The sequence below is a fragment of the Ginsengibacter sp. genome (assembly GCF_057362405.1).
In genome coordinates, this window is record NZ_JBMQQG010000182.1 from 20,894 (window position 1) to 44,145 (window position 23,252).

Annotated in this window: 21 protein-coding genes; 8 read left to right on the top strand and 13 right to left on the bottom strand. The window is 37.2% G+C overall.

Annotated features, from left to right (window positions below; all coding sequences use genetic code 11):
- Positions 1–13 precede the first annotated feature (13 nt).
- The gene (gene trpS / locus ACO1O5_RS15725; protein WP_486271867.1) at positions 14–1,039 is read right to left on the bottom strand and encodes a tryptophan--tRNA ligase; all 1,026 of its coding nucleotides are present in this window, start codon (positions 1,037–1,039) and stop codon (positions 14–16) included.
- 37 nt (positions 1,040–1,076) lie between these two features.
- Between trpS and gatC the strand changes: the two genes are divergently transcribed.
- From gatC to ACO1O5_RS15740, 3 genes are all read left to right on the top strand, one after another.
- The gene (gatC, locus tag ACO1O5_RS15730) at positions 1,077–1,430 is read left to right on the top strand and encodes an Asp-tRNA(Asn)/Glu-tRNA(Gln) amidotransferase subunit GatC (RefSeq protein WP_486271869.1); all 354 of its coding nucleotides are present in this window, start codon (positions 1,077–1,079) and stop codon (positions 1,428–1,430) included.
- A gap of 29 nt (positions 1,431–1,459) precedes the next feature.
- On the top strand, positions 1,460–2,167 hold the full coding sequence (locus ACO1O5_RS15735) for an ABC transporter ATP-binding protein (RefSeq protein WP_486271870.1): 708 nt from the start codon (positions 1,460–1,462) through the stop codon (positions 2,165–2,167).
- A 90-nt stretch (positions 2,168–2,257) separates the two neighbouring features.
- Positions 2,258–2,818, top strand: a complete 561-nt coding sequence (locus ACO1O5_RS15740) for a cob(I)yrinic acid a,c-diamide adenosyltransferase (RefSeq protein ID WP_486271872.1) — start codon at positions 2,258–2,260, stop codon at positions 2,816–2,818.
- 35 nt (positions 2,819–2,853) lie between these two features.
- Here the strand turns inward: ACO1O5_RS15740 and ACO1O5_RS15745 are convergent, their stop codons facing one another.
- Entirely contained in the window at positions 2,854–3,504 is a 651-nt protein-coding gene (locus ACO1O5_RS15745; RefSeq protein ID WP_486271874.1) for an ABC transporter ATP-binding protein, read from the bottom strand.
- A gap of 198 nt (positions 3,505–3,702) precedes the next feature.
- Here ACO1O5_RS15745 and ACO1O5_RS15750 point away from each other — a divergent pair, with 198 nt between their 5' ends.
- Positions 3,703–3,927 (top strand): DUF2795 domain-containing protein, encoded by a 225-nt coding sequence (locus ACO1O5_RS15750; RefSeq protein ID WP_150414608.1) that lies wholly within the window; start codon positions 3,703–3,705, stop codon positions 3,925–3,927.
- Between the two features lie 131 nt (positions 3,928–4,058).
- Here ACO1O5_RS15750 and ACO1O5_RS15755 read toward each other — a convergent pair whose 3' ends face one another.
- The 5 genes from ACO1O5_RS15755 to ACO1O5_RS15775 form a co-directional block, all read right to left on the bottom strand.
- Entirely contained in the window at positions 4,059–4,871 is an 813-nt protein-coding gene (locus ACO1O5_RS15755; RefSeq protein WP_486271876.1) for an enoyl-ACP reductase FabI, read from the bottom strand.
- Positions 4,872–5,155: 284 nt separating this feature from the next.
- A complete protein-coding gene (gene recN, locus ACO1O5_RS15760; RefSeq protein WP_486271878.1) occupies positions 5,156–6,832 on the bottom strand; it encodes a DNA repair protein RecN in 1,677 nt (558 codons plus the stop codon).
- A gap of 147 nt (positions 6,833–6,979) precedes the next feature.
- Positions 6,980–7,735, bottom strand: coding sequence for a zinc ribbon domain-containing protein (locus tag ACO1O5_RS15765; protein ID WP_486271880.1), 756 nt, complete (start codon positions 7,733–7,735; stop codon positions 6,980–6,982).
- A gap of 46 nt (positions 7,736–7,781) precedes the next feature.
- A complete protein-coding gene (locus ACO1O5_RS15770; protein WP_486271882.1) occupies positions 7,782–8,879 on the bottom strand; it encodes a Nif3-like dinuclear metal center hexameric protein in 1,098 nt (365 codons plus the stop codon).
- An 87-nt stretch (positions 8,880–8,966) separates the two neighbouring features.
- On the bottom strand, positions 8,967–9,314 hold the full coding sequence (locus tag ACO1O5_RS15775) for a hypothetical protein (RefSeq protein ID WP_486271883.1): 348 nt from the start codon (positions 9,312–9,314) through the stop codon (positions 8,967–8,969).
- A 269-nt stretch (positions 9,315–9,583) separates the two neighbouring features.
- Here ACO1O5_RS15775 and ACO1O5_RS15780 point away from each other — a divergent pair, with 269 nt between their 5' ends.
- From ACO1O5_RS15780 to ACO1O5_RS15790, 3 genes are all read left to right on the top strand, one after another.
- A complete protein-coding gene (locus tag ACO1O5_RS15780) occupies positions 9,584–12,406 on the top strand; it encodes a TolB-like translocation protein (RefSeq protein WP_486271885.1) in 2,823 nt (940 codons plus the stop codon).
- Positions 12,407–12,732: 326 nt separating this feature from the next.
- The gene (locus ACO1O5_RS15785) at positions 12,733–13,203 is read left to right on the top strand and encodes a redoxin domain-containing protein (protein WP_486271887.1); all 471 of its coding nucleotides are present in this window, start codon (positions 12,733–12,735) and stop codon (positions 13,201–13,203) included.
- Between the two features lie 178 nt (positions 13,204–13,381).
- Positions 13,382–13,723 (top strand): T9SS type A sorting domain-containing protein, encoded by a 342-nt coding sequence (locus ACO1O5_RS15790; protein ID WP_486271889.1) that lies wholly within the window; start codon positions 13,382–13,384, stop codon positions 13,721–13,723.
- 59 nt (positions 13,724–13,782) lie between these two features.
- Here ACO1O5_RS15790 and ACO1O5_RS15795 read toward each other — a convergent pair whose 3' ends face one another.
- The 6 genes from ACO1O5_RS15795 to deoC form a co-directional block, all read right to left on the bottom strand.
- Positions 13,783–14,646 carry an ABC transporter ATP-binding protein gene (locus ACO1O5_RS15795; protein WP_486271891.1) on the bottom strand — a complete coding sequence of 288 codons (864 nt, stop codon included), beginning with the start codon at positions 14,644–14,646 and terminating at the stop codon, positions 13,783–13,785.
- 129 nt (positions 14,647–14,775) lie between these two features.
- Positions 14,776–15,513, bottom strand: a complete 738-nt coding sequence (locus tag ACO1O5_RS15800; protein WP_486271893.1) for an MlaE family ABC transporter permease — start codon at positions 15,511–15,513, stop codon at positions 14,776–14,778.
- A gap of 53 nt (positions 15,514–15,566) precedes the next feature.
- Positions 15,567–17,912, bottom strand: coding sequence for an NADP-dependent malic enzyme (locus tag ACO1O5_RS15805; protein ID WP_486271895.1), 2,346 nt, complete (start codon positions 17,910–17,912; stop codon positions 15,567–15,569).
- Between the two features lie 77 nt (positions 17,913–17,989).
- Positions 17,990–19,174: a M20 metallopeptidase family protein gene (locus ACO1O5_RS15810; RefSeq protein WP_486271897.1), complete on the bottom strand. Its 1,185-nt coding sequence runs from the start codon at positions 19,172–19,174 to the stop codon at positions 17,990–17,992.
- Positions 19,175–19,270: 96 nt separating this feature from the next.
- Positions 19,271–19,726, bottom strand: a complete 456-nt coding sequence (locus tag ACO1O5_RS15815; RefSeq protein WP_486271898.1) for an SPOR domain-containing protein — start codon at positions 19,724–19,726, stop codon at positions 19,271–19,273.
- Positions 19,727–19,828: 102 nt separating this feature from the next.
- Entirely contained in the window at positions 19,829–20,497 is a 669-nt protein-coding gene (gene deoC / locus ACO1O5_RS15820; RefSeq protein WP_486271900.1) for a deoxyribose-phosphate aldolase, read from the bottom strand.
- Between the two features lie 216 nt (positions 20,498–20,713).
- Here deoC and ACO1O5_RS15825 point away from each other — a divergent pair, with 216 nt between their 5' ends.
- Entirely contained in the window at positions 20,714–23,245 is a 2,532-nt protein-coding gene (locus ACO1O5_RS15825) for a bifunctional glycoside hydrolase family 9 protein/polysaccharide deacetylase (RefSeq protein ID WP_486271902.1), read from the top strand.
- The last annotated feature ends 7 nt before the right edge of the window (positions 23,246–23,252 follow it).

Genomic DNA, 23,252 nt, shown 5'->3' on the forward strand with positions numbered 1-23,252 from the left:
AAGTAATATAAATTTAATAATAATTAAGGCCCATGGCTTTTCTTACCAGTTTCATGGTTGCTTCGGCATTTGCTATTGCTTTTTCTGCACCCTGCATCATGATTTTTTGCAAAAATTTTTCGTCGTGCAAAATGCTGTTTATTTTTTTCCGTATTGGCGAAATAAAATTAACCATATCGTCTGCCAATTGCTTTTTCATATCACCATAGCGGATTGAACAATCATTATATTTATCCTCAAAATGCTTCACCGTTTCTCTATTGCTCACTAATTTCATCAGTAAAAATAAATTTTCAATGTAATCAGGCTTTTCAGAATTAGGTTGCGTAGGACCGCTGTCTGTCTTCGCTTTCATTACTTTTTTCCGAATATCTTCATCTTCATCGGCAAGGTATAACGTGGCCAGTTTATTTTCGCTCTTGCTCATTTTGCCGCCCCCATCCAACGAAGGCACTTTTACCAATTTATCATTAAAATTAAAGGCAACCGGTTCAGGAAAAACTTCTCCATAGCGATGGTTAAACCGGTTTACGTATGTTCTGGCTATTTCCAAATGTTGCTCCTGGTCTTTTCCAACGGGGACATACCTGGCACGATGAATTAAAATATCAGCAGCCATCAGTACGGGGTAAGTGAGCAATCCGGCATTTATATTATCAGGATGTTGCCGGGCTTTATCTTTAAAAGTGGCGGTCTTTTCCAACTCGCCTTTGTAAGCCAACATATTTAAATAGAGATATAATTCACCGGTTTGATAAACATGGCTCTGGCAATATAAAGCCACTTTTTCGGGATCGAGGCCGCACGCAATATTTTCGGCCAAAACCCTGTGGACATTGCTTTTCAATTCACTCGTATCGGGATGTGTAGTTAATGAATGTAGGTCTGCCACCATAAAATAGCATTCATAATCATCCTGCATTTTTACATAATTACGTATAGCACCAAAATAATTTCCGAGGTGCAAAAAGCCAGTAGGCCTTATTCCGCTCATAACAATCTGCCGGGCGGCGGCCATGGGTTCCTTCTTCTTTTCCATAAGACGGCGAAGATATGAAAGTTGGCTCCTATTATAATTGGTTTACCAATCGTCAATTATCAATCTTCAATTATTAATTGATAATTATATTTGCCAGATGAATGTGAATGATAATCTTGTAGATAAACTTGCCAATCTTGCAAGGCTTGAATTTAATGCAGAGGAAAAAGAAGAAATTAAAAAAGACCTGGAGAAAATGATTGGCTTTATTGATAAGTTAAATGAACTGGACACAACCGGCGTTGAGCCATTGCTTCATATGAGCGATAATATAAATGTTCTACGTGAAGATGAAGTGAGCGGAATGATAAGCCGGGAAGATGCATTTAAGAATGCTCCTTTACATGATGATCAATTTTTTAAGGTTCCGAAAGTTATAAAAAATAATTAGCTTATTTGTAGCTAATCAAAAGCCAAATAATGAATTCAATAATCGAACTGGACAATATTCAAAAAAGCTATTTAATGGGGAAGATGGAACTGAAGGTGCTGAAAGGCATTTCCCTGGAGATATTCAAAAATGAATATGTAGCGCTGATGGGGCCAAGCGGAAGTGGCAAGTCTACTTTAATGAATTTGTTGGGCTGCCTTGATTCGCCTACGGGTGGCCGTTATATTCTCAATGGCAAAGATGTGAGCAAAATGCCTGACGATGATCTGGCCGAAGTGCGCAATAAAGAAATTGGTTTTGTATTTCAGCAATTCAATTTATTACCCAGGCTTACAGCGGCAGAAAATGTGGCACTGCCATTAATATATAATGGTACTTCCAAAAAAGCAAGAACCGAAATTTCTCTTGAAATGCTCGATAGGGTTGGGTTAAGCGATAGAAGTCATCATAAACCTAACGAATTATCCGGGGGACAAAACCAGAGGGTTGCTATAGCAAGAGCGTTGGTAAATAATCCTTCTATAATCCTGGCAGATGAACCAACAGGTAACCTTGATTCGAAGACATCCGTTGAAATCATGAATATTTTTAGCAAGATTCAATCTGATGGAAACACAGTTATTCTTGTTACCCATGAAGAAGACATTGCCAAGTTTGCTCATCGTATTATAAGATTGAAAGATGGGCTTATTGAAAGTGACCATCTTCACACAGCGTCAGCGGCCATTAGCCACTAGTTCCTGGTTAAACGTCATTAAATTCAATAACGACAATTGCCTTAATAACTAAAGGCTTTTCAAAATCTTAATATTATTTAATAGAATTTTATGTCTCAAAAAATATATACAAAAACAGGAGATAAAGGAAGGACAAGTCTCATTGGTGGGACGAAAATCTCAAAAAGTGACCTTCGCATTGAGACATACGGTACAATAGATGAACTCAATTCATGGATAGGTTTTGTTAATGATGCAGTCAATGATTTCAGCGCCAACCATATTTTGAAAGAAATACAGGACAGACTTTTTACCATAGGTTCATCCCTTGCATGCGATCCCCAAAAAGAAACCAAACTAATCATCCCGGATTTGCACGAGACAGATATTACCTCACTCGAAAAAGAAATTGACACAATGAATGAGACCCTTCCCGAAATGAAACATTTTATTTTACCGGGAGGTCATTCGGCGGTTTCTATCACGCATATAACAAGAAGCATTTGCCGCAGAGCAGAACGTTGCGTGGTGAATTTGCAAGATCATCAGGGTCATGTGGCGCCCTTAATAATAAAATACCTTAACCGGCTTAGCGATTACCTTTTTGTACTTGCCAGGTATATAGCACACCTACACAATGTTCCGGAGGTAGTATGGAAACCGCGGTTGTAAAACTTATTCCAACAGGATCATAGGCAGTTTGGTTTTTAAACCATCTTTCCGTCTTTCATATGCAAAATCCGGTCACTCAATTGCGCCAGTTCTTCGTTATGCGTAACTATTAAAAATGTTTGCTGAAGGCGATTGCGAAGATCAATAAACAAATTATGTAACTCCTTAGCGTTCGCAGAATCAAGATTACCTGTTGGTTCATCAGCCATAACGATTGACGGATTATTAATTAAAGCTCTTGCGACAGCCACCCTTTGTTGTTCTCCCCCGGAAAGTTCTCCCGGTTTGTGCTCGGAACGATCTTTTAAGCCGAGCAGTTCCAAAAGAGAAAATGCCTTTTCCTGAACTTCTTTAGTTTTCCTGCCGGCAATCCATCCCGGCACACAGACGTTTTCTAATGCGGTAAATTCAGGCAGTAAATGGTGAAACTGAAAAACAAACCCGATATGCTTATTTCGGAAAGCCGCTAATTTTTTACCACTTAATTTGAAAACGGGTGTATTGTCCAGAAAAATTTGGCCCTTGTCGGCAACGTCAAGCGTTCCTAATATGTGCAATAGCGTACTTTTTCCGGCCCCGGAAGATCCGGCAATACTAACAATCTCTCCCTTTGTAATTTCAATATCCACGCCTTTTAGTACGGGCAGGGCACCATAATTTTTAAATATCCCGGTAGCTTTTAGCATGTTTAAATGTAACAGTTTAAATAGAACTTGAGAGGCATAAAAATAATTAAAAGCATCCATGCATCCCTTTCCTAAAATTATTCATCCATTAGTAACAACAATTTAAAAAAACAATATTTGGTAATACCGATTTAACTTTTACATTTGCGGAAAATTGAAATCCCCGAATTATTAAATTAAAAGATAAAAGAAGAAAATATGTTTTGGACTTTAGAACTTGCCTCCCATCTTGAAGACGCACCGTGGCCCGCGACAAAAGACGAATTGATTGATTATTCTATCCGTAGTGGCGCTCCTATTGAGGTAGTCGAGAATCTGCAGGAACTCGAGGATGAAGGTGGAGAAATCTATGAAGGCCTTGAAGATATTTGGCCGGATTATCCGAGCCAGGAAGATTTCTTCTTTAACGAGGATGAATATTAATTATGAATTAAAATTGAGAATTAAAAATTAAAAATTTGAAGCCTTCTGTCGTCAGAAGGTTTTTTTATTGTATTTGATCATTAGGCATTGTTTCTTCTTGCAATAGATTCGGCAATAAAACAATTCGAACATCACTTCTCCATTTGGTCAATAACACTTTTAGTAACACCTGTAAATGAAAATCCTCCGTCGTGAAAAAGATTTTGCATAGTAACATACCTCGTAAGATCGCTGAACAGTGTAACAAGATAATTAGCACAATCTTCAGCAGTGGCATTTCCCAACGGGCTCATTTTTTCCGCATAACTTATAAAGCCATCAAAACCTTTTACGCCACTTCCCGCAGTTGTTCTTGTAGGAGATTGAGAAACAGTATTAACTCTTACATGTTTTTTTAACGCATAATGATAACCAAAACTTCGCGTTATACTTTCCAATAACGCCTTCGCATCTGCCATTTCGCTATAGTCCGGAAATACTCTTTGAGCCGCGATATAAGTAAGTGCAACAACACTTCCCCACTCATTAATAGCATCCTCTTTCATAGCAGTTGCCAACAAACGATGCAAACTCGTTGCTGATATGTCTAATGTTTTTTGATTGAATCCATAATCAAGTTCGGTATAAGACTTTCCTTTTCTCATATTCAAACTCATACCAACTGAATGCAAAATAAAATCCATTCCACCACCGAAGTGCTCCTTCGATTTAGTAATCAGGTTCAGCATATCATCATTACTTGTAACGTCGCAGGGAATTATAATGGCGTTGATCGCTTCAGCAAGCTTATTAATTTCTCCCAACCTCATGGCCACCGGCGCATTTGTTAATATAATCTGTGCTCCTTCTTCATGGCAACGAATGGCAGTTTTCCATGCAAGTGATTTTTCATCAAGGGCGCCGAAAATAATTCCTTTCTTTCCTTTGAGTAAATTGTAAGACATTTTTTAATGATTGATTGGTTAAATAGTATAACGAGTTACAAGTAAAAATAAGATACTTAATGTTTAAAGAAAAAATTCCTGTATTCCGTAAAAAAAAATCCCAGGAAAAAAATGATGAGAAATACCGAAGCAAACGATAACAGTAATAACAGTAAAAATGCAGGTACATTTCTATGCACATTAATTTTTGATTTAAAATAATTCACTATAAAATAAGCAAGAAACATTGCTGCAATAACAATTAATAAAACCAATATTTTTTTGAGAAGAATCATTTAATTGAATTAGTTGCCGATCATTTCCCTGGCATTCTCAAATGCAGCAGCAGTAGGTTTTTCACCACTCAGCATTTTGGCGATAGTAGTTATTCTTTCATCACCGTTCAATGAACGTATCGAAGTAATTATCTTATCATTCTTTATTTCTTTATATACAAAAAAATGAGTTTCTGCTTTGGCTGCAATTTGTGGTTGGTGAGTAATTGAAATTACCTGGTGGGCAGTAGAAAGTTCTTTCATAATAATTCCAACCTGCCGTGCTGCCTCGCCGCTAATCCCTGTATCGATTTCATCGAAAATTAAAACCGGCAATTGAACACTTTTTGCTACCAGAGATTTGATGCTCAACATCAGCCTGCTTAATTCGCCGCCGCTCGCTACTTTACGCAAAGGCTCAAACCTTTGATTACTGTTTTCACTACCTGAAGTCATATTGGCATTGAACAAAAATTCTAAGGTATTATTCCCAGATAAATTTAAAGCATTTGTTTTCTGAATATCCACTTTCAATTTTGCATTGGGCATACCCACCTGCTTGAGTAACTTGTTCACTTTTTCTTCAAACGGCTTTAATTGCTTTTCTCTATTCGCAGAAATTTTCTCTGCAATTATCAAAGCTTCAGCGTATAATTCTTTGGATTGCTTTTCTTTTTTTAAAATCTCTCCCTGCAGGTTAGTTACTTTATCAAGTTGCGTTTCAAGTTGTTCCTTTATTTCAAGTAATTGAGAAGTAGTCGTTACACCATGCTTTTTTAAAAGCCTGTAACCCACTGCCATTCGTTCATTCAGAAGATTTATTTTTTCTACGTCATAAATTACTGAATCGTTAATGTTTCCAATTTCGGAGGCTATGTCCTGCAATTCAATTTGAACAGATTGCAATCGATTAGATAAGGAGGCTATATCGGGATGAAAACTTTCCAGGCTTTGCAATTTATTAGTGATCGATTTTATATGCGGCACCATCGGTTCTTCACTCTCTTCTAATTCAAAACATATTGCTGAAAGAATTGCCTTTATATTTTCTGCATTACCCATCAATTTGATCTCTGCATCGATATTTTCGATTTCATTTTCTGAAAAATTAACTTCATGTAATTCATCAAATAAAAATTTATTATAATCGAATTCTTTGTTGGCAGCAACCTGTTCGTCGTTAAACGCTTCAAGTTCTTTTAAAAGGTTCCGGTAATTTTTATACACAGATTGATATTGTTCAATATTCTTTCCATTTCCCGCAAGTGCATCAATTACTTCTCTTTGAAAATCATTGTTGCCCAAATCCTGCGTATCGAATTGCTGATGCAAATCAACAAGCAAAGAAGACAGTTGTTTCAGTTCATTAAGCGTTACAGGTGTATCATTTACAAAGGCCCTGGTTTTACCGTTAACAGCCAATTCCCGCCGGATAACTAATTCATCATCACTATCAAGATCATTAGACTTTAAAAACTCTTTAACCGGTAGATGATTGGTTTTAAATATGCCTTCAATAAAACATTTCTTGCCTTTATCTGCTAAAACCGACGTATCAGCTCTATCGCCGAGAATGAGATTAAGAGCGCCCATTAAAATGCTTTTACCAGCACCTGTTTCGCCGGTTATAATATTAAGATGAGGAGAAAAATTTATTTCGATTGAATCAATAATCGCGTAGTTCTGTATGTGTAATTTTTGAAGCATTTTAAAAAGGCAAATTACATTAATTATAATTTAAGTTCACAATTTCGGAATTCCAATTCCATCTATAAAAGTTTTAATCAAAAACAAGAACAGCAATAAAAAAAGGGCACTAAAAGCGCCCTTCTGAATTATATAATATTCGTCAATTTATTTTACTTCTACAGCATCATTCAACTCATCATCAACCAGGATTCTGCCACAGTTTTCGCAAACTATGATTTTCTTTCTCTGCTTAATATCACTTTGTTTTTGTGGCGGAATTGCGTTAAAACATCCCCCGCAGGAATCTCTTTCTACCGGCACAACAGCAAGTCCATTGCGGTAATTTTTACGGATTCTGTCATAACTTACCAATAACCTTTCGTCAACCTGTTCGCGTGCAGCTGCCGCTTGTTTGTTATAATTTTTTTCTTCCTTATCAGTTTCTGCAATAATTTTTTCCAATTCACTCTTCTTACCTTTCAAATTTCCCTCTTTTACAGCAACCGCTTTTTTTGCAACTTCCAATTGTTTAGCTTTTTCAGCAATGTCTTCAGTTGCATCTTTAATATGCTTTTCCGCAAGCTTCACTTCCAGGGTTTGCATCTCTATCTCTTTGTTGATAGCTTCAAACTCCCGGTTGTTTTTTACATTATCGCTTTGCTTCTCGTATTTCTTGATAAGCTCCTGCGAATCCTTAATAAGCGTTTTTTTATCTTCAATAAACTGCTGAATGCCATTCATTTCTTCTTCAATACGATTTTGGCGGGCATTCAACCCGGCTATTTCGTCTTCAAGGTCGCTCACTTCAATTGGCAACTCGCCTTTCAAAATTTGAAGGCCATCCAGTTTGCTATCAATTTTTTGAAGTTTTACAAGAGATGATAATTTTTCTTCTACAGAATAATCTTTTACTTGTGACATATTTTTTATAAATGATTTTATTTTTTCAGAACCCGTAACCAAGCCTTTAAGTAAAATACCTTACAGGATTTGTATTGGTTTCTGTTTTTAGGACGGCAAAGTTAGGGAATTTTTGCTGTAAAATCTCTGTTAAAAGGTCGACCGTAAACTGTTCACTCTCATAATGACCAATATCTGCCAGCAAAATGGTGCTGTCGGCATCAAAAAATTCATGGTATTTTATATCGGAGGTAACGTAAACACCCGCTCCTGCTGCTTTTGCTGCAGGAATCAAAAAACTTCCCGCGCCACCACAAACCGCTATTTTTTTAATTTTTTTGTCAAGCAGGGCGGTATGGCGAATTATGGAAAGTCCAAAAGCAGCCTTCAATTTCAAAAGCAAATCATTTTCCGAAACCGGCACTGGAATCTCCCCTACTAAACCACTACCAACATCATCACGAGTATTAGTCAATGGATAGATGTCAAAAGCAACTTCTTCATAAGGGTGAGCCAGCCGTAGTGAATCTATCAACCGGTTTTGAAGATACCCAGGGAAGATAACCTCAATTCTCGTTTCATTTTCAGTGTGTCTTTCTCCAGGCTTACCTACAAAAGGATCAGAACCCTCGCCCGCCTTGAAAGTTCCCCTGCCTTCAACATTAAAACTACATTCGCTGTAATTTCTTATCGTTCCCGCGCCTGCTTTGAATAATGCAATTCTTACTGCTTCGGCGCTCGCCAGCGGACAAAATGTGACCAGTTTCTTCAATGTGCCTTCTTTGGGCGAAAGCACCTGTACGTTTTGAAGGCCTAATTTTTGGGCTATTTTATAATTCACCCCGTTCACCACGTTATCGAGATTTGTATGTATGGCGTAAACCGCAACGTCATTTTTTATGGCAGCAATAACTGACCGTTCTACATAATTTTTTCCATTAAGTTTTTTTAATCCTCTAAAAATTATCGGGTGGTGCGCTACAACCAGGTTACATTTTCTACGGACTGCTTCGACAATTACTTCTTCAGTTATATCAAGTGTAGTAAGAATTCCGTTACACTCAACCTCAGCGTCGCCAATAAGAAGTCCTGCATTATCGTAAGCTTCCTGTAAACTTAATGGAGCAAAGCCTTCAAGACAACTGGTCACTTCACTTATTTTCATTAATTTTTTTATAAAGATAGAAAAGTGATTTCTTTTATTTCAGTAATGTAAATATCGCCATGGTGCTTCGGTTTATGAAGAAGATACTTACTGCCTGGTCATTTGCAATGTAATGGGTGCTGTTGATCCCCATGGAGCTAATGCCATTGTAGGAACGTTTTTACTTGTGAAACGCCAGGCCCTGCTTAAAAAGGCAAATTCCGACGGAGGATTCGGAAGGGTTATTATCAATTGACTGTAATCGCTGTTGGCACTCCAGGTACCATTATAATCTACGCCGTTCTTTGTTGCTTTTAATGGCCCATGGTACAAATCAGTTTCAAGTAGAACAAAAATCTCCCCGGCATAGTCTGATGTGATGTCAGCACTACTATCCGTTGCACGAGTAACAATAAAATTTCTGGTTAGAATATTAGTTTCGAAATATTTTTCCAAAAGTGAAGTTTTTGCTGAGTCCAAAAATTTCTTGCATGAAACATTGGGCAATAAAAATAAGCAAGCGAGAAAAGAAAAATATTTTACCATCTTAATAAATTTTGAAAGTTATCTTTCCTTATAAAGTGCCTTTGACAAGGCAACAATTTTCGCAACGTATATTTTTTAAAAACGTAAACCAGCAATAAAAAGTATTTTCAAATATTTGTGATTTTTTCATGAACCGGTTGACTTTCAATTATCATAACTTCATCGATTAATAATTACCGATGATTTTCCACTACAAATATTGGATATTTATTTTATTACTGCCGCTTTGTTCAAAAAGTTTTGCCCAGATTTTTGGGGGAGATCCCACGCACATAAAATGGAAGCAGATTAATACGCCTGTTGCAAGAATTATTTTTCCAAAGGGGCTTGACTCCATTGGACAACGAATTACCAATGTAATTACGTTCATCAACACGCCAATGCAAAATACCATCGGAAGAAAAACAAAAAAAATAAACCTCGTAATTCAAAACCAAACAACCATTTCTAACGCTTATGTAGGCCTGGGCCCTTTCAGAAGTGAATTTTTATTAACTCCCCTCCAAAACAGTTTTGAATTAGGAAGCCTGCCCTGGCCCGACCAGTTAACGATCCATGAATACAGGCATGTACAGCAATACAATAATTTCAATGTAGGCTTATCAAAAGTCATGCATGATATTTTTGGCGATGAAGGGCAGGCGCTGGCTAATAATGCTACTATTCCAAACTGGTTTTATGAAGGTGATGCAGTATACAATGAAACAAATGTTAGCAAGCAGGGACGGGGAAGTCTACCCTTCTTTTATAATGGCTACAGGTCTTTATGGAGTGAAGGCAAAAATTATAGCTGGATGAAACTCAGGAACGGTTCTTTAAAAGATTTTGTTCCTGATCATTACCCACTGGGATTTTTACTGGTGGGTTATGGAAGGCAAAAGTATGGTGATAAATTCTGGGAAAAGGTAACGCATGACGCTGCATCTTTTAAAGGGCTTTTTTATCCTTTTCAAAAAGCGATAAAAAAATATTCGGGGGTTGATTATGTTACTTTCAGAAATGATGCCTTTAATTTTTTTAAGAAACAATTCAACATTGAAAACACAGATCCGGTAAAAGGCAATAAAAGTCAGCCTTATCGTGACGAGGAATATCCTGCTTTTATTGGGCATGATTCAATAATCTACGTAAAAAGCAGCTACAAACAAATACCTGAATTCGTAATCCGAACAGGCAAAAAAGAACAAAAACTAAAAACCCGGGATTATTCAATAGATAACCAGTTTAGCTACCGGAATGGAAAAATTGTGTTTGCTTCATTCCGCCCGGATGTAAGATGGGGATACAGGGATTATAGCGATTTGCGAATTATTGACGTCACTAACGGAAAAGAACAGACACTTACAAATCATACTAAATATTTTTCACCTGACATTAGCGAAGACGGGAAAAAAGTAATTGCAGTTGATGAAGAAACCAATACAAAATGTACCTTGAAATTATTGGATGCGGCCAATGGCAAAATCATACGTTCCATTCCTAATCGTGATCAACTTTTTTATACTTATCCAAAATTTTATGATAGCAGCAAAGTAATTAGCGCTGTAAGAAACAATGATGGAAAAATGTCAATTACACTTATCAATATAGACAATGGGGGAACAGATTATTTGATTCCTTTTGCTTACAACGTCATCGGATTTCCTGTTCTATTGAATGACACGCTCTATTTTTCTTATTCGTATCAGAAAAATGATGAATTATTTGCTTATACTTTTTCCAATAAAAAATTGTGGAAAATAAAATTTGACCAGAACAAAGGTTTTGGTAAATATCAACCATCGGTTGACAACGAAAATATAATTTGGACTTCGTTTACCGCTGAAGGATACCGAGTAAAAGAAGTTGCTAAAAAAGAGGTGCGCTTTGAAGAGATGAAACCAGATTACCTCGATAAAAATACATCAAGCTTTGGCATGACTGCTTTACAAAAAACAAATTCTAATTTATTATACAGCGTTCCAAACGATACATTTCCCGTTACAAAATATCCCAAAACATTTCGTCTCTTAAATTTTCACAGTATTCAGCCGGGTTCTAACGATCCTGATTATTCGTTGAATCTCCTCAGTGAAAATATTCTTAACACGCTGCAATCACAACTGTCCTTTACTTACGACAGGGCTGAAAGATTTAAACAGATTAGTTTTAGTGGAACCTACGGAGGTCTCTTCCCTTTTCTTTCGGCAGGCATTAATTATACTTTCGACAGGCGTACACTGTACCATGGAAACCAGGTAACTTTTAATGAGTTAGAGCCTTTCGGCGGATTCAATATCCCGCTAAATTTAAGTAAGGGTCGTTCCGTCACATTTTTAAATTTCGGTTCGCAATATGTTTTCAACCAAAGCATTTATAAGGGTATTTATAAAGATTCGCTTGGTAAAATTTCCTACGATTACACAAGTAGCTTTTTATCATTTTCTCACCAAAACCAACAATCAATTCAACAGATATTTCCACGTTTTGCGCAGTCAATAAATATCGCCTACAAGGCACCGTTATCGAAATATAGCGGATATCAACTTGTAGTTAACGGTAATTTATATTTTCCTGGTTTATTTAAAACGCATAGCATAATATTGAACGGCGCATATTTAAGAAAGGATTCGTTAGGAGAGATTAGCTTTTCGAGCGGATTTCCATTTGCACGCGGATATAGCTCGATAAATTTATACAGAATGTATAATTGGGGCATAAATTATAGCCTTCCATTGGCTTACCCTGATGCAGGATTTGGAAATATTATTTACCTGTTGAGAGTAAGATCCAATTTGTTTTATGACTTTACCCATGCACATGATTTTTATAATAATGGTAATAGTTTCAATGCCTACTTCAGATCAGTCGGAATTGAAATGTATTTTGACACAAAATGGTGGAATGAAGCATCTGTTACTTTTGGAATAAGATATAGCAGGCTACTTGATGCAGATTTGTTTGGTGGCACAGGAAGAAACCGATGGGAAATAATTTTGCCGGTGAATATTTTCAATCAATGAACTATTTAACCCCAAATTCGTTTTTCTTGTGGCACGATTTTTATTAATTTACAGAATTCTTAGTTATTGAAAATTATCTGTTATGGGTCATTCTTGTCGAGCTAAAAAAAAGAAAAAAGCTAAAAGCGCATTGTATTTTTTTGCGATTACCGCCGTTACAGCCGCGGCATGTGTCTTCATTATTATAGAAGGACAGCGCATAAAAACTGAAAATGAATTGCTTTCATATGAAGTGTGGTAGCACGCTTTATTGGTCCTTATGGTTCCTTTTCCTAAAAGATGTGGTTTACTACATATTTTATTTTTTGCAGATTAATTTATGAATTATGAAAATCGATGTAGGTTCGATGGCACCGGAGTTCAGCCTATATAGCTCGGAAAAGAAAAAGATATCCTTGGAAGGTTATCGTGGGAAAAATATTATATTATTATTTTTTCCGCTTGCTTTTACCAGGGTTTGCACCAAAGAATTGTGCAATGTGAGAGATACTATCGGTATTTATAATGATGCAAATGCGGATGTAATTGCCATATCAGTAGATTCTCCCCAAACATTGGCAAAGTTTAAAGAAGATCAAAATCTTAATTTCGAGTTATTAAGCGATTTTAATAAGGTTGTTTCAGAAATGTACGGATGTATTTACGAAACATTTTCGTTGGAAATGAAAGGCGTTAGCAAAAGGAGTGCATTTGTGATTGATAGAGAAGGCATCGTCCGGTATGCTGAAGTTCTTGAAAATGCAGGGGAACAGCCAAATTTTCAGGCAGTTACAGATTGCTTAAGAATTATCAACTAATTGATTTTCAACGGCTGTCTACAGCAATAATCTTATTATTTTATGGATATTACAATTTAAAGAGCCCATCTTACGTTTAGTAGATATTAATCATATCTTATAAGTTAGCTTTGACTGAAAGGAGGTATTTTGATCCTGTCATAAAAGTTGTAACTTTAAGCCAAATATCAAAAAAGTATTGAAAAGAATTTTCTACATATTTCTTTTTATTGCGGGTTTTAATTTCAGCGGCGCTGCGCAGGTTAAATCAACGTTTATCAGCGATGAGGCAGTTAAGACTGTAAAGTTCTATCCCAACCCCGCTTCGAGTTTCATAAACTTTGAATTTAAAAAAGATTACAATAAATCCTATACGCTTCTTATTTATAATTTTATCGGGAAGAAGATGACAGAGTTAAAACCGACCGATCAAAAAATTACAGTTTCACTAACAGAATACTACCGGGGCGTTTATATTTTCCAACTTCGCGATGCACAGGGAATTGTTGTCGAATCAGGAAAATTCCAAGTCGTTAAATAAGTTTTATCCTCGTATTTACCATTTTAGTTACACAAATTTTTCGCGATCAACAATTGATACTATTTACCACTATCGTCTTTGTCAGTTTCATCCATTAAAAGATTGGCACCACCATCCCGAAGAATTTCATCCATATTTCTGTCATTATCAATAATACCTTTTTCTTCGAGCATTCTCATATCTTTTGCATCACGCAAAAATTCAGATGCAAATATGAATTCATTTAGTTTCTCGTGTTTGCTATAAATTATTTCTTTCTTGGTTCCTTCCCATTCCTTTTTGCCCTGGTAGAGGTAAAGAATATTTTCTCCTATCTCCATCACGCTGTTCATGTCGTGAGTATTAATAACAGTGGTCATGTTATTTTCTTTCGTTATTTCATGGATCAATTTATCAATAACCAAAGAGGTTTGCGGATCAAGGCCTGAGTTGGGTTCGTCGCAAAACAGGTATTTTGGTTTTAATACAATGGCCCTGGCAATCCCTACCCTTTTTTTCATCCCACCACTTATTTCAGCGGGAAATTTATTGTTAGTGCCCTTCAGATTCACTCTGTCAAGTACATCATTTACTCTTTCCATCTTTTTTGACTGGCTCCAGTTGGTGAACATATCCAGCGGGAATTTTACATTTTGCTGTACGGTCATACTATCGAAAAGTGCGGCACCCTGAAAGAGCATTCCTATCTGCTGCCGAAGTTCCTTCCTTTCCTCTTCCTGCATGTTAGTCAAGCTTTTGCCGTCAAAAATTATTTCACCTTTATCAACTTCAAACAGGCCTACCATACACTTTTGCAAAACAGTTTTACCACTTCCGCTGGTTCCAATAATCAAATTGGTTTTACCCGTTTCCATTATGGCGCTTATATTCGTGAGAATTTCCTTATCCCCAAAACTTTTACTTACATTTTTTATTTCTATCATAGTAACAGCAAAAAACAATAATTTATTAATTGCACTTCAAACAACGCAATTTTTATCCCTAACTATTAAGCATACCCGATAGTTATTGCTAAGTTCTCATCCAGGTATTCTTTCTAATAACTCTTCTTTTTACAATAAGAAAAAAGCAAGTACATAATCGGCAAATAATATAAGGATGCAACTGGTAATAACCGCTGTCGTACTGGCTCTGCCTATTTCCAAAGAGCCACCTTTTACATGGTAACCATAGTAGGAAGAAACACTGCTTATTATAAACGCAAAAGTGTATGCTTTAGCAAGGCCAAACCAAACATTTTTTGCAACAAATTGTTGGGTGAGCCCACGGTCATAAATATCAGTTGAAAGAATGCCGCCCAGGCTTCCTGCCAATCTGCCTCCGTAAATTCCTAAAACCATAGCAAGTATCACCAGCAAAGGAATGGTTATAAGTGCTGCCAGTATTTTTGGCATTATAAGATAAGATTTAGAATTTATTCCCATTATTTCAAGCGCATCTATTTGCTCGCTTACCCGCATGTTTCCCAACTCTCCGGCAATTTTACTGCCTATAACTCCTGCAAGTACAATACACACAAGCGTTGGGGCAAACTCAAGAATTACGGTATCCCTCACGATATAGGCAATTGTTTCTTTCGGAAGTATTGGACTGGTGAGCTGGTAAGAAGTTTGAACCGCACTTACCGCACCCATAAAAATCGAAATAATCGCCACTATTCCCAACGACCCCATACCAATTTCAACTGACTGGTGCATAAGTTCTTTCCAGTACATTTTAAAATTTTCGGGCTTGGTGAACATCCCTTTCATCATTAAAAGGTAGCCCCCAATTGTGGAAAATAATGTCATCTTATTTTTTAAAGATTTTTAATGAATGTAATAAAAGTTCTGAAAAAAAATTTCTAAACTTCTGGTGTTGCTTTTTTTAGTTTCCTCCATCTCCCGGATGGCAACTCTTTTTCACTACTTTTATTTTCGCATTTCATTTGTGCATCTACTACTGCGATTAGAACCATATTAAATATACTGCGAACCTGGCTCCCCAACTGAAGTATATGTACAGGTTTACTCAACCCTAAAAGCACAGGTCCAATTGCATCGAATCCGCCTACCTCCTGCAATAGATTATAGGCCACGTTACCTGCAGCAAGATTTGGAAATATGAGCACATTAACATCCTTATTTACCAGTTCACTAAATGGATAATTGTCTTTTATTACTTCCTTATTAAAGGCAACATTGGCTTGCACTTCTCCGTCAACAATAAGTGACGGATCTCTTTGTTTGACCATTTCTCTTGCCTGCGCCACTAATTTTGCTTCAGGAGAATTGCTACTCCCAAAATTAGAATAGCTAACCATTGCTATAACCGGCGTAATTCCAAAGTTTTTTACTTCTTTGGCAACCATCATCGTTATGTCTGCAAGCTCTTCCGCCGTTGGGTTAAAATTTACAGTTGTATCAGCCAGGAATATAGGTCCCTTTTTCGTCATAATAATATACATCCCGGCCACTTTTTTAGAACCTTCTTCCATCCCTACTACCTGCAATGCCGGCCGTATGGTATCGGGATAATTTTTTGAAAGCCCTGATATCATTGCATCAGCTTCCCCTGTTTCTACCATCATGCATCCAAAATATAAACGTTCTCTCATTATTTTCTTCGATTCATAATAATTGGATCCCTTTCTCTGACGTTTTTTGAAGAATAGTTGTCCATATTCTGCTCTTTTGGATTCTGCCTGATCACTCTTAGGATCAATAATTGGAATTCCTTCAAGGTCAATACCATTCTCCAATGCAATTTTTGCTATATTTTTTGGATCACCTAACAGTATCGGGTATGCGAAACCATCGTCCAATACCATCTGAGCAGTCTTTAATATTTTCTGATTTTCGGCCTCGGCAAACACTACTCTTTTTGGGTTTTTTCGTGCCTTTGCTCCAATAACTCTGAGTAGTTGGTTATCTATACCCAATCTTTCGTTTAACTTATTCGTATAATCATCCCAGTCGGTTATTGATACACGTGCAACACCACTATCCATGGCGGCCTTAGCCACAGCCGGAGCAACGGTTGAAAGCAACCGGTTGTCGATAGGTTTAGGAATAATATAGTTCGGTCCAAAAACAATACTTTTTTCATTATAGGCAAGAATTACAATATCAGGAACTACCGATTTTGCTAAATCTGCCAAAGCTTTTACAGCAGCGAGTTTCATTGCCTCATTAATTTGCGTCGCTCTAACGTCTAAGGCACCTCGAAAAATATAGGGAAAACCCAGAACATTATTTACCTGGTTAGGATAATCACTTCGCCCGGTAGCCATAATCAGATCTTTTCTTACGGCCGTGGCTTTATCATAAGTAATCTCAGGATCAGGATTGGCCATTGCAAAAACGATTGGATTTTTAGCCATACTTTTTACCATCTCCGGCGTTATCACATTCCCCACACTAAGGCCAATAAATACATCAGCATCTTTCATAGCCGAAGCAAGAGTGATGCCGGCGTCGTTTGTTTGGGCAAATCTTACCTTGGCTTCTTCCAGGTCCGGCCGGCCGGAATGAATAATTCCTTTCCTGTCGAACATTAAAAAATTAGCAGGCTTTGCACCCAGAGCTTCATAAAGTTGCACACAAGCCATTGCGGCAGCACCGGCGCCATTTACAACAAATTTTACCTTGTCAATTTTTTTGTGTTGAATTTCTAATGCATTCAATAAGGCCGCAGCACTTATTATGGCTGTTCCATGTTGGTCATCGTGCATGACCGGAATTTTCAATCTTTCTTTTAGCTCCTTTTCAATGTAAAAGCACTCGGGAGCTTTGATGTCTTCTAAATTAATGCCGCCAAAAGTTGGTTCTAATGCTGCGACTATTTCAACAAACTTTTTAGGATCCTTTTCGTTGATTTCAATATCGAATACGTCAATATCTGCAAATATCTTAAATAACACGCCCTTACCTTCCATCACCGGCTTTCCGGCTTCCGGGCCAATATCGCCTAATCCTAAAACTGCCGTACCATTACTTATAACACCTACTAAATTTCCCTTTGCAGTATATTGATAAACGCTGTCAGGATTATCTTTTATCTCCAAACACGGAATGGCTACGCCAGGTGAGTATGCCAATGAAAGATCTCTTTGTGTTTTGGTAGCTTTTGTAGGAATCACTTCTATTTTTCCCGGCTTTCCTTTCGAATGATAATCAAGTGCTTCCTGCTTTCGAAGTTGTTGTTGCATACTGAATATTAAAGTGTAACGATTATCCGTTCACTGTTTCATTTTTTAGAAAAGTAAAGATACTTAATGTAGGTAATTTAAATGATTGAAGCTGAAGCCGCGAGAAACGCCATAATACCAATGCCATTTTCAATGGCAGATTCGTCAATGTTAAAGGTAGGTGTATGAACACCGGACGTCAATTTCTTTTCAACATTACCAACGCCAAGTCTGAAAAAACAAGCAGGTATCCTGTGAGAATAAAAGGCAAAATCCTCTGCTCCCATTCGCATTTCAGTCTCCTCTACATTCTCCTTTCCTGCAAACTCTATTGCTTTGCGTTTAGCCATATTTGTTAGTTTCTCATTATTTATTACAAAAGGATAACCAACATCAATATGAACATCCATTTCAGCGCCGCCCATTTCAGCCGTATTTTTAGATATTTTTCTTATGAGATCGTGAGCTTTAAATCGCCATTCTTCATTCATAGCCCTGAATGTTCCAATAAGCTTCACTTCGGAAGGAATAACATTGGTAGTATTTCCGCCCTGTATAGAAGTAATAGATAGTACAGATGGATTAAAGGGATTGTTCATCCTGCTTACAACCTGTTGCAGATTTACGACAAGCTGCGAAGCAACAAGAATCGTATCAGCAGCTAGATGCGGAGCTGCTGCATGCCCTCCTTTCCCTCTTATCGTTATATAAATTTCATCGGCGCTTGCCATAACCATCCCGCTCCGAAAACTTAACTTTCCCACCGGCAGTGAAGGATTAACGTGCAACGCGAAAATTGCTTCCGGCGATGGATTTTCCAATACACCCTCTTTTATCAAAATGCTGGCCCCCCCGGGATTTCTTTCTTCTCCAGGTTGAAAAATTAATTTCACTGTACCGCTCCATTGCTCTTTTAACTCGTTTAAGATTTTTGCTGCACCCAAAAGGCAGGTTGTATGCACATCGTGACCACATGCATGCATCACACCATTATTTTTGGATTTATATTCCACGTCGTTCAATTCATTTATAGGAAGTGCGTCCATATCCGCACGCAGGGCAATTACTTTTTCACCAGGATTCTTCCCTTTTATAATTCCTACAACACCTGTAGTGGCTAATATTTTAAAGTCAATGTTCCAGCTTTTCAATTTTTCCTGTACAAATTCCGCAGTCTTAAATTCGTTGAAACTCAGTTCAGGATGAGCATGCAGGTGATGGCGAACGTCAATAAATTCGGGTGTGTATTTCGAGGCCAGTTCTTTTATTTTATCTTGGATCATTCCGCATTTTTAGTTTACAATCATCATTCACAACTTCAAAAATAAAAGAGTTTCAGTAATTGAAACTCTTTTTAATATTTTGAAATATGCATGGGATCATTGCATATTATCAGGATCAAAATCTTTATCGGGTTTTACTTCGATTATTTCGGGCAGATAATAAATGGTGGCACCATTCATCATTTTGCTTATTGCTTTTCTATAGGGTTCGGCTTCATCTTGTGTTTTAAAATTGCCAAATTTTATTTTTATATATGGATTTGCAAACCACATATACGTTTTTTGATCGGGATATTTCTGTAGTAATTCTCCTCTTATCCTCATGGCATACGCACGATCATTGGTATTTAATATCATTAGGCGATATCCCTTTGCAAGCCTTGCCTGTGCTTTTAATATAGCGGTGTTTATATCAGCTTCTTTCCTGGCTAATATATCCATTCGGTAATCCTGTTGAACAACAATTCTATTTGCTGTCAAAGAATCTGTTGATTGAGCAATTAGCTGGTGACCTATAAAAGAAACCAAAAAAAAGATGACAAAGTGTTTCATAAATTTATGCATGCGCATTAATCAAAAAAGATACAAATAATACTGGCAGATTCCTATTACAGAATATAATTTTCACAATTTAGTTGCAAATAGAAAAGGATTTTAACTGTTAGTTGCTGCAATACTTTCTTTTACAATTTGAACACTGCTGCTGCATCCAAGCCGGTCTGCACCTGCATCTATCAATTCTTTTGCAAATGAATAGGTTTTAATTCCGCCACTGGCTTTTATTTTTACAGAATCAGCAAGATGGGCTCTTATCAGTTTTAATGCATGAACGCTTGCACCTTTTTCAGCATAACCAGTAGATGTTTTTACATAATCAACTCCGGCCATACCATAAATATCGCAGCACTTTATAATCTCATCATCAGTTAAAATGCCACTCTCAATAATAACCTTAATAATTTTGCCTTTACTTTTTATAATCGGCATAATGGTATTTATTTCATTGGCAATAAAATTCCAGTCATTGTTTTTTATTGCTGAGATATTTACAACCATATCCAATTCATCAGCACCATCAACCATCGCCAAAACTATTTCCGCAACCTTCGCTTCAATGGCATTATAACCGAACGGAAAGCCAATTACTGTGGCAACATTTAGTTCTGAATCCTTCACTAATTCTTTTGCTTTTATTACAAACAAAGGAGGGACGCAAACTGCTGCAAACCGGTACTGTACTGCCTCAGAACATAATCTTTCTACTTCCGCCATTGTTGTAGTTGGCTTAAGTATGGTATGATCGATATATGAGTGTATATTCAAATCCAACCGTTTTTTTGGGCTTTAAAAGTAAATCTTAATTTTTAGATAACGGATTTTAAAAAGTTATCTTTTAAAACTATTGATCATGGTTGAAGATTGACAGTTGCTTTGTTTTCAATTTCGCAAAAATGAAAATATTTCCTTCAATCACCTTGCTCTTTTATTAGCTTTGAATTAAACGCATCCTGAAGTCTGTTTAAAAAATTTATATCATTAATGAAACAACCTCATATCTTAATAAGAAATGGCAAGTGGTTCACATTTGCTTCGATTATACTTGTAATTATTTTTTCTTTTAAATACAAACCAGGTAATGATTCGTGGATAAGAATTAATCAATTGGGTTATACTCCCGGCGGGGCAAAAGTAGCTGTATGGGTAAGCAAATCTAATACGTTACCAAACGATTTTCAGTTGATTGATAGCGGCAGTTCTAAAGTTGTTTTTACAGCATCAACCGGAAAATCATTTGGAAGTTATGGACCATTTACCCAATCGTGCAGACTGAATTTCTCGTCCTTTAAAAATCCCGGGAGTTATTTCCTGCAATGCGGTACCGCCGTTTCACCGGTGTTTAAAATTGCATCGAACGTGTATGATGGAACTGCAGATTTTAGCCTTCGTTATATGCGCCAGCAGCGCAGTGGTTTTAATCCTTTTTTAAAAGATTCCTGCCATACGCATGACGGCTATACGATGTATGGTCCGATTCCCGACAGTACGCACATCAATGTTTGGGGTGGATGGCATGACGCGACAGATTATCTCCAATATGTAACAACGTCTGCCAACGCAACCTATCATTTATTGGCGGCGTACCGCGATTTTCCAAATGTATTTACCGATACACATTTAGCAAACGGGCTTGACGGAAGCAATGGAAAGGCAGATGTTCTTGATGAGGCCACATGGGGATTAGACTGGCTATTGAAAATGCATCCGCGTAAAGACTGGATGTTTAATCAATTAGCCGATGACCGTGACCACCAGGGATTTCGACTGCCGGATAAGGATTCTGTTGATTATGGTTTAGGACCAGGTAATGGCCGCCCTGTCTATTTTGCAACAGGCAAACCACAAGGGTTAGGAAAATATAAAAACCATTCTACAGGTGTTGCTTCAACTGCCGGGAAATTTGCAAGCGCATTTGCGCTTGGTGCTAACTTGTATAAAAACACTGACAAACAGTTTTCAAATCTTTTAAAAGACAAATCTTTATCTGCGTTTCAATTAGGCTTGGATAAACCGGGTGTTTGCCAAACTGCGCCCAACAGGGAACCTTACTATTATGAAGAAGATAACTGGACGGATGATATGGAACTCGGCGCTGCCGCAATTTATGAATTGACCGGCAACAAAAAATATTATAACGAATCATTGCAATATAGTTCAGAAGAAAAAGTAACGCCATGGATGGGAGCAGATACTGCAAAGCATTATGAATGGTATCCGTTCCATAATTTCGGACACTATGAGTTGGCAAGAAATTCAGATAATAAAAATAAGAACGAGCTAATCGGGTACTATAAAGAAGGTATAGAAAAGGTTTGGAACAAAGCGAAGCACAATGCATTTTTCCACGGCGTTCCTTTTATTTGGTGTTCAAATAATCTCAATACTTCATTCGCAATTCAATGTTATTTATACAGGCAATTAAGCGGTGACCAACAATATGAAGAACTCGAACAAGCCTGCTACGACTGGCTGTTCGGCTGTAATCCGTGGGGAACCAGTATGGTTTATGGCCTCCCCGCAAATGGAGACACTCCAACGGATCCTCATTCTTCCTTATCGTATTTATATCATTATCCATTAGATGGAGGTTTGGTGGATGGCCCTGTTTATGGAAGTATTTATAAAAATTTACGCGGCTTAAAATTATTGCATCCGGATCCTTACGCAGCATTTCAATCGGATTATGTAGTTTATCATGACGATGCCGGTGACTATAGCACTAATGAACCAACCATGGATGGAACAGCTTCCTTAATTTACTTAATGGCGGCAAAAGAAGAGGAAGCAAAAAAGAATAGTCTAATTAATCACGAAATAATTTCTAACGGTGGGATAATTCGGGGCGATACAACGACAAAAAAAATTGCCCTTGTTTTTACCGGCGATGAATTTGCTGACGGAGGAAATTTTATCGCTACAACATTGGAGCAACAAAATATTCATGGATCATTTTTTCTCACCGGCAATTTCTATAGAAATCCGAAGCTAAAATCAATTATAAGAAAATTAAAAAAAGATGGAAATTATTTGGGCTCGCATTCTGATAAACATTTGTTGTATTGTGATTGGATAAAGAAAGACAGTCTTTTGGTGACCCATCAGCAGTTTACACAAGATCTACAGCATGCTTACAACGAATTAAAAAAATGGAACATTAGCAAAAAAAATGCGCACTATTTTTTGCCTCCTTACGAATGGTATAATGATTCTATTGCAATATGGACCAGGCAAATGGGGTTACAATTAGTGGATTTTTCCCCGGGAACCCGTAGCAACGCTGATTATACATATCCTGAAATGGGCAATAAATATCTCAGCAGCGATACAATAATGAATTCTATCCTGAATTTTGAACAGAGTTCTTCTAACGGCCTAAATGGTTTTATTTTACTTGTTCATATCGGCACCGATCCGCGACGCACCGATAAATTTTATTATCGATTGCCCGCATTAATCTTTGAATTAGAAAAACGCGGCTACAAGTTTGTAAAAATAAATGAGCTACTAAATTGAGAAATCG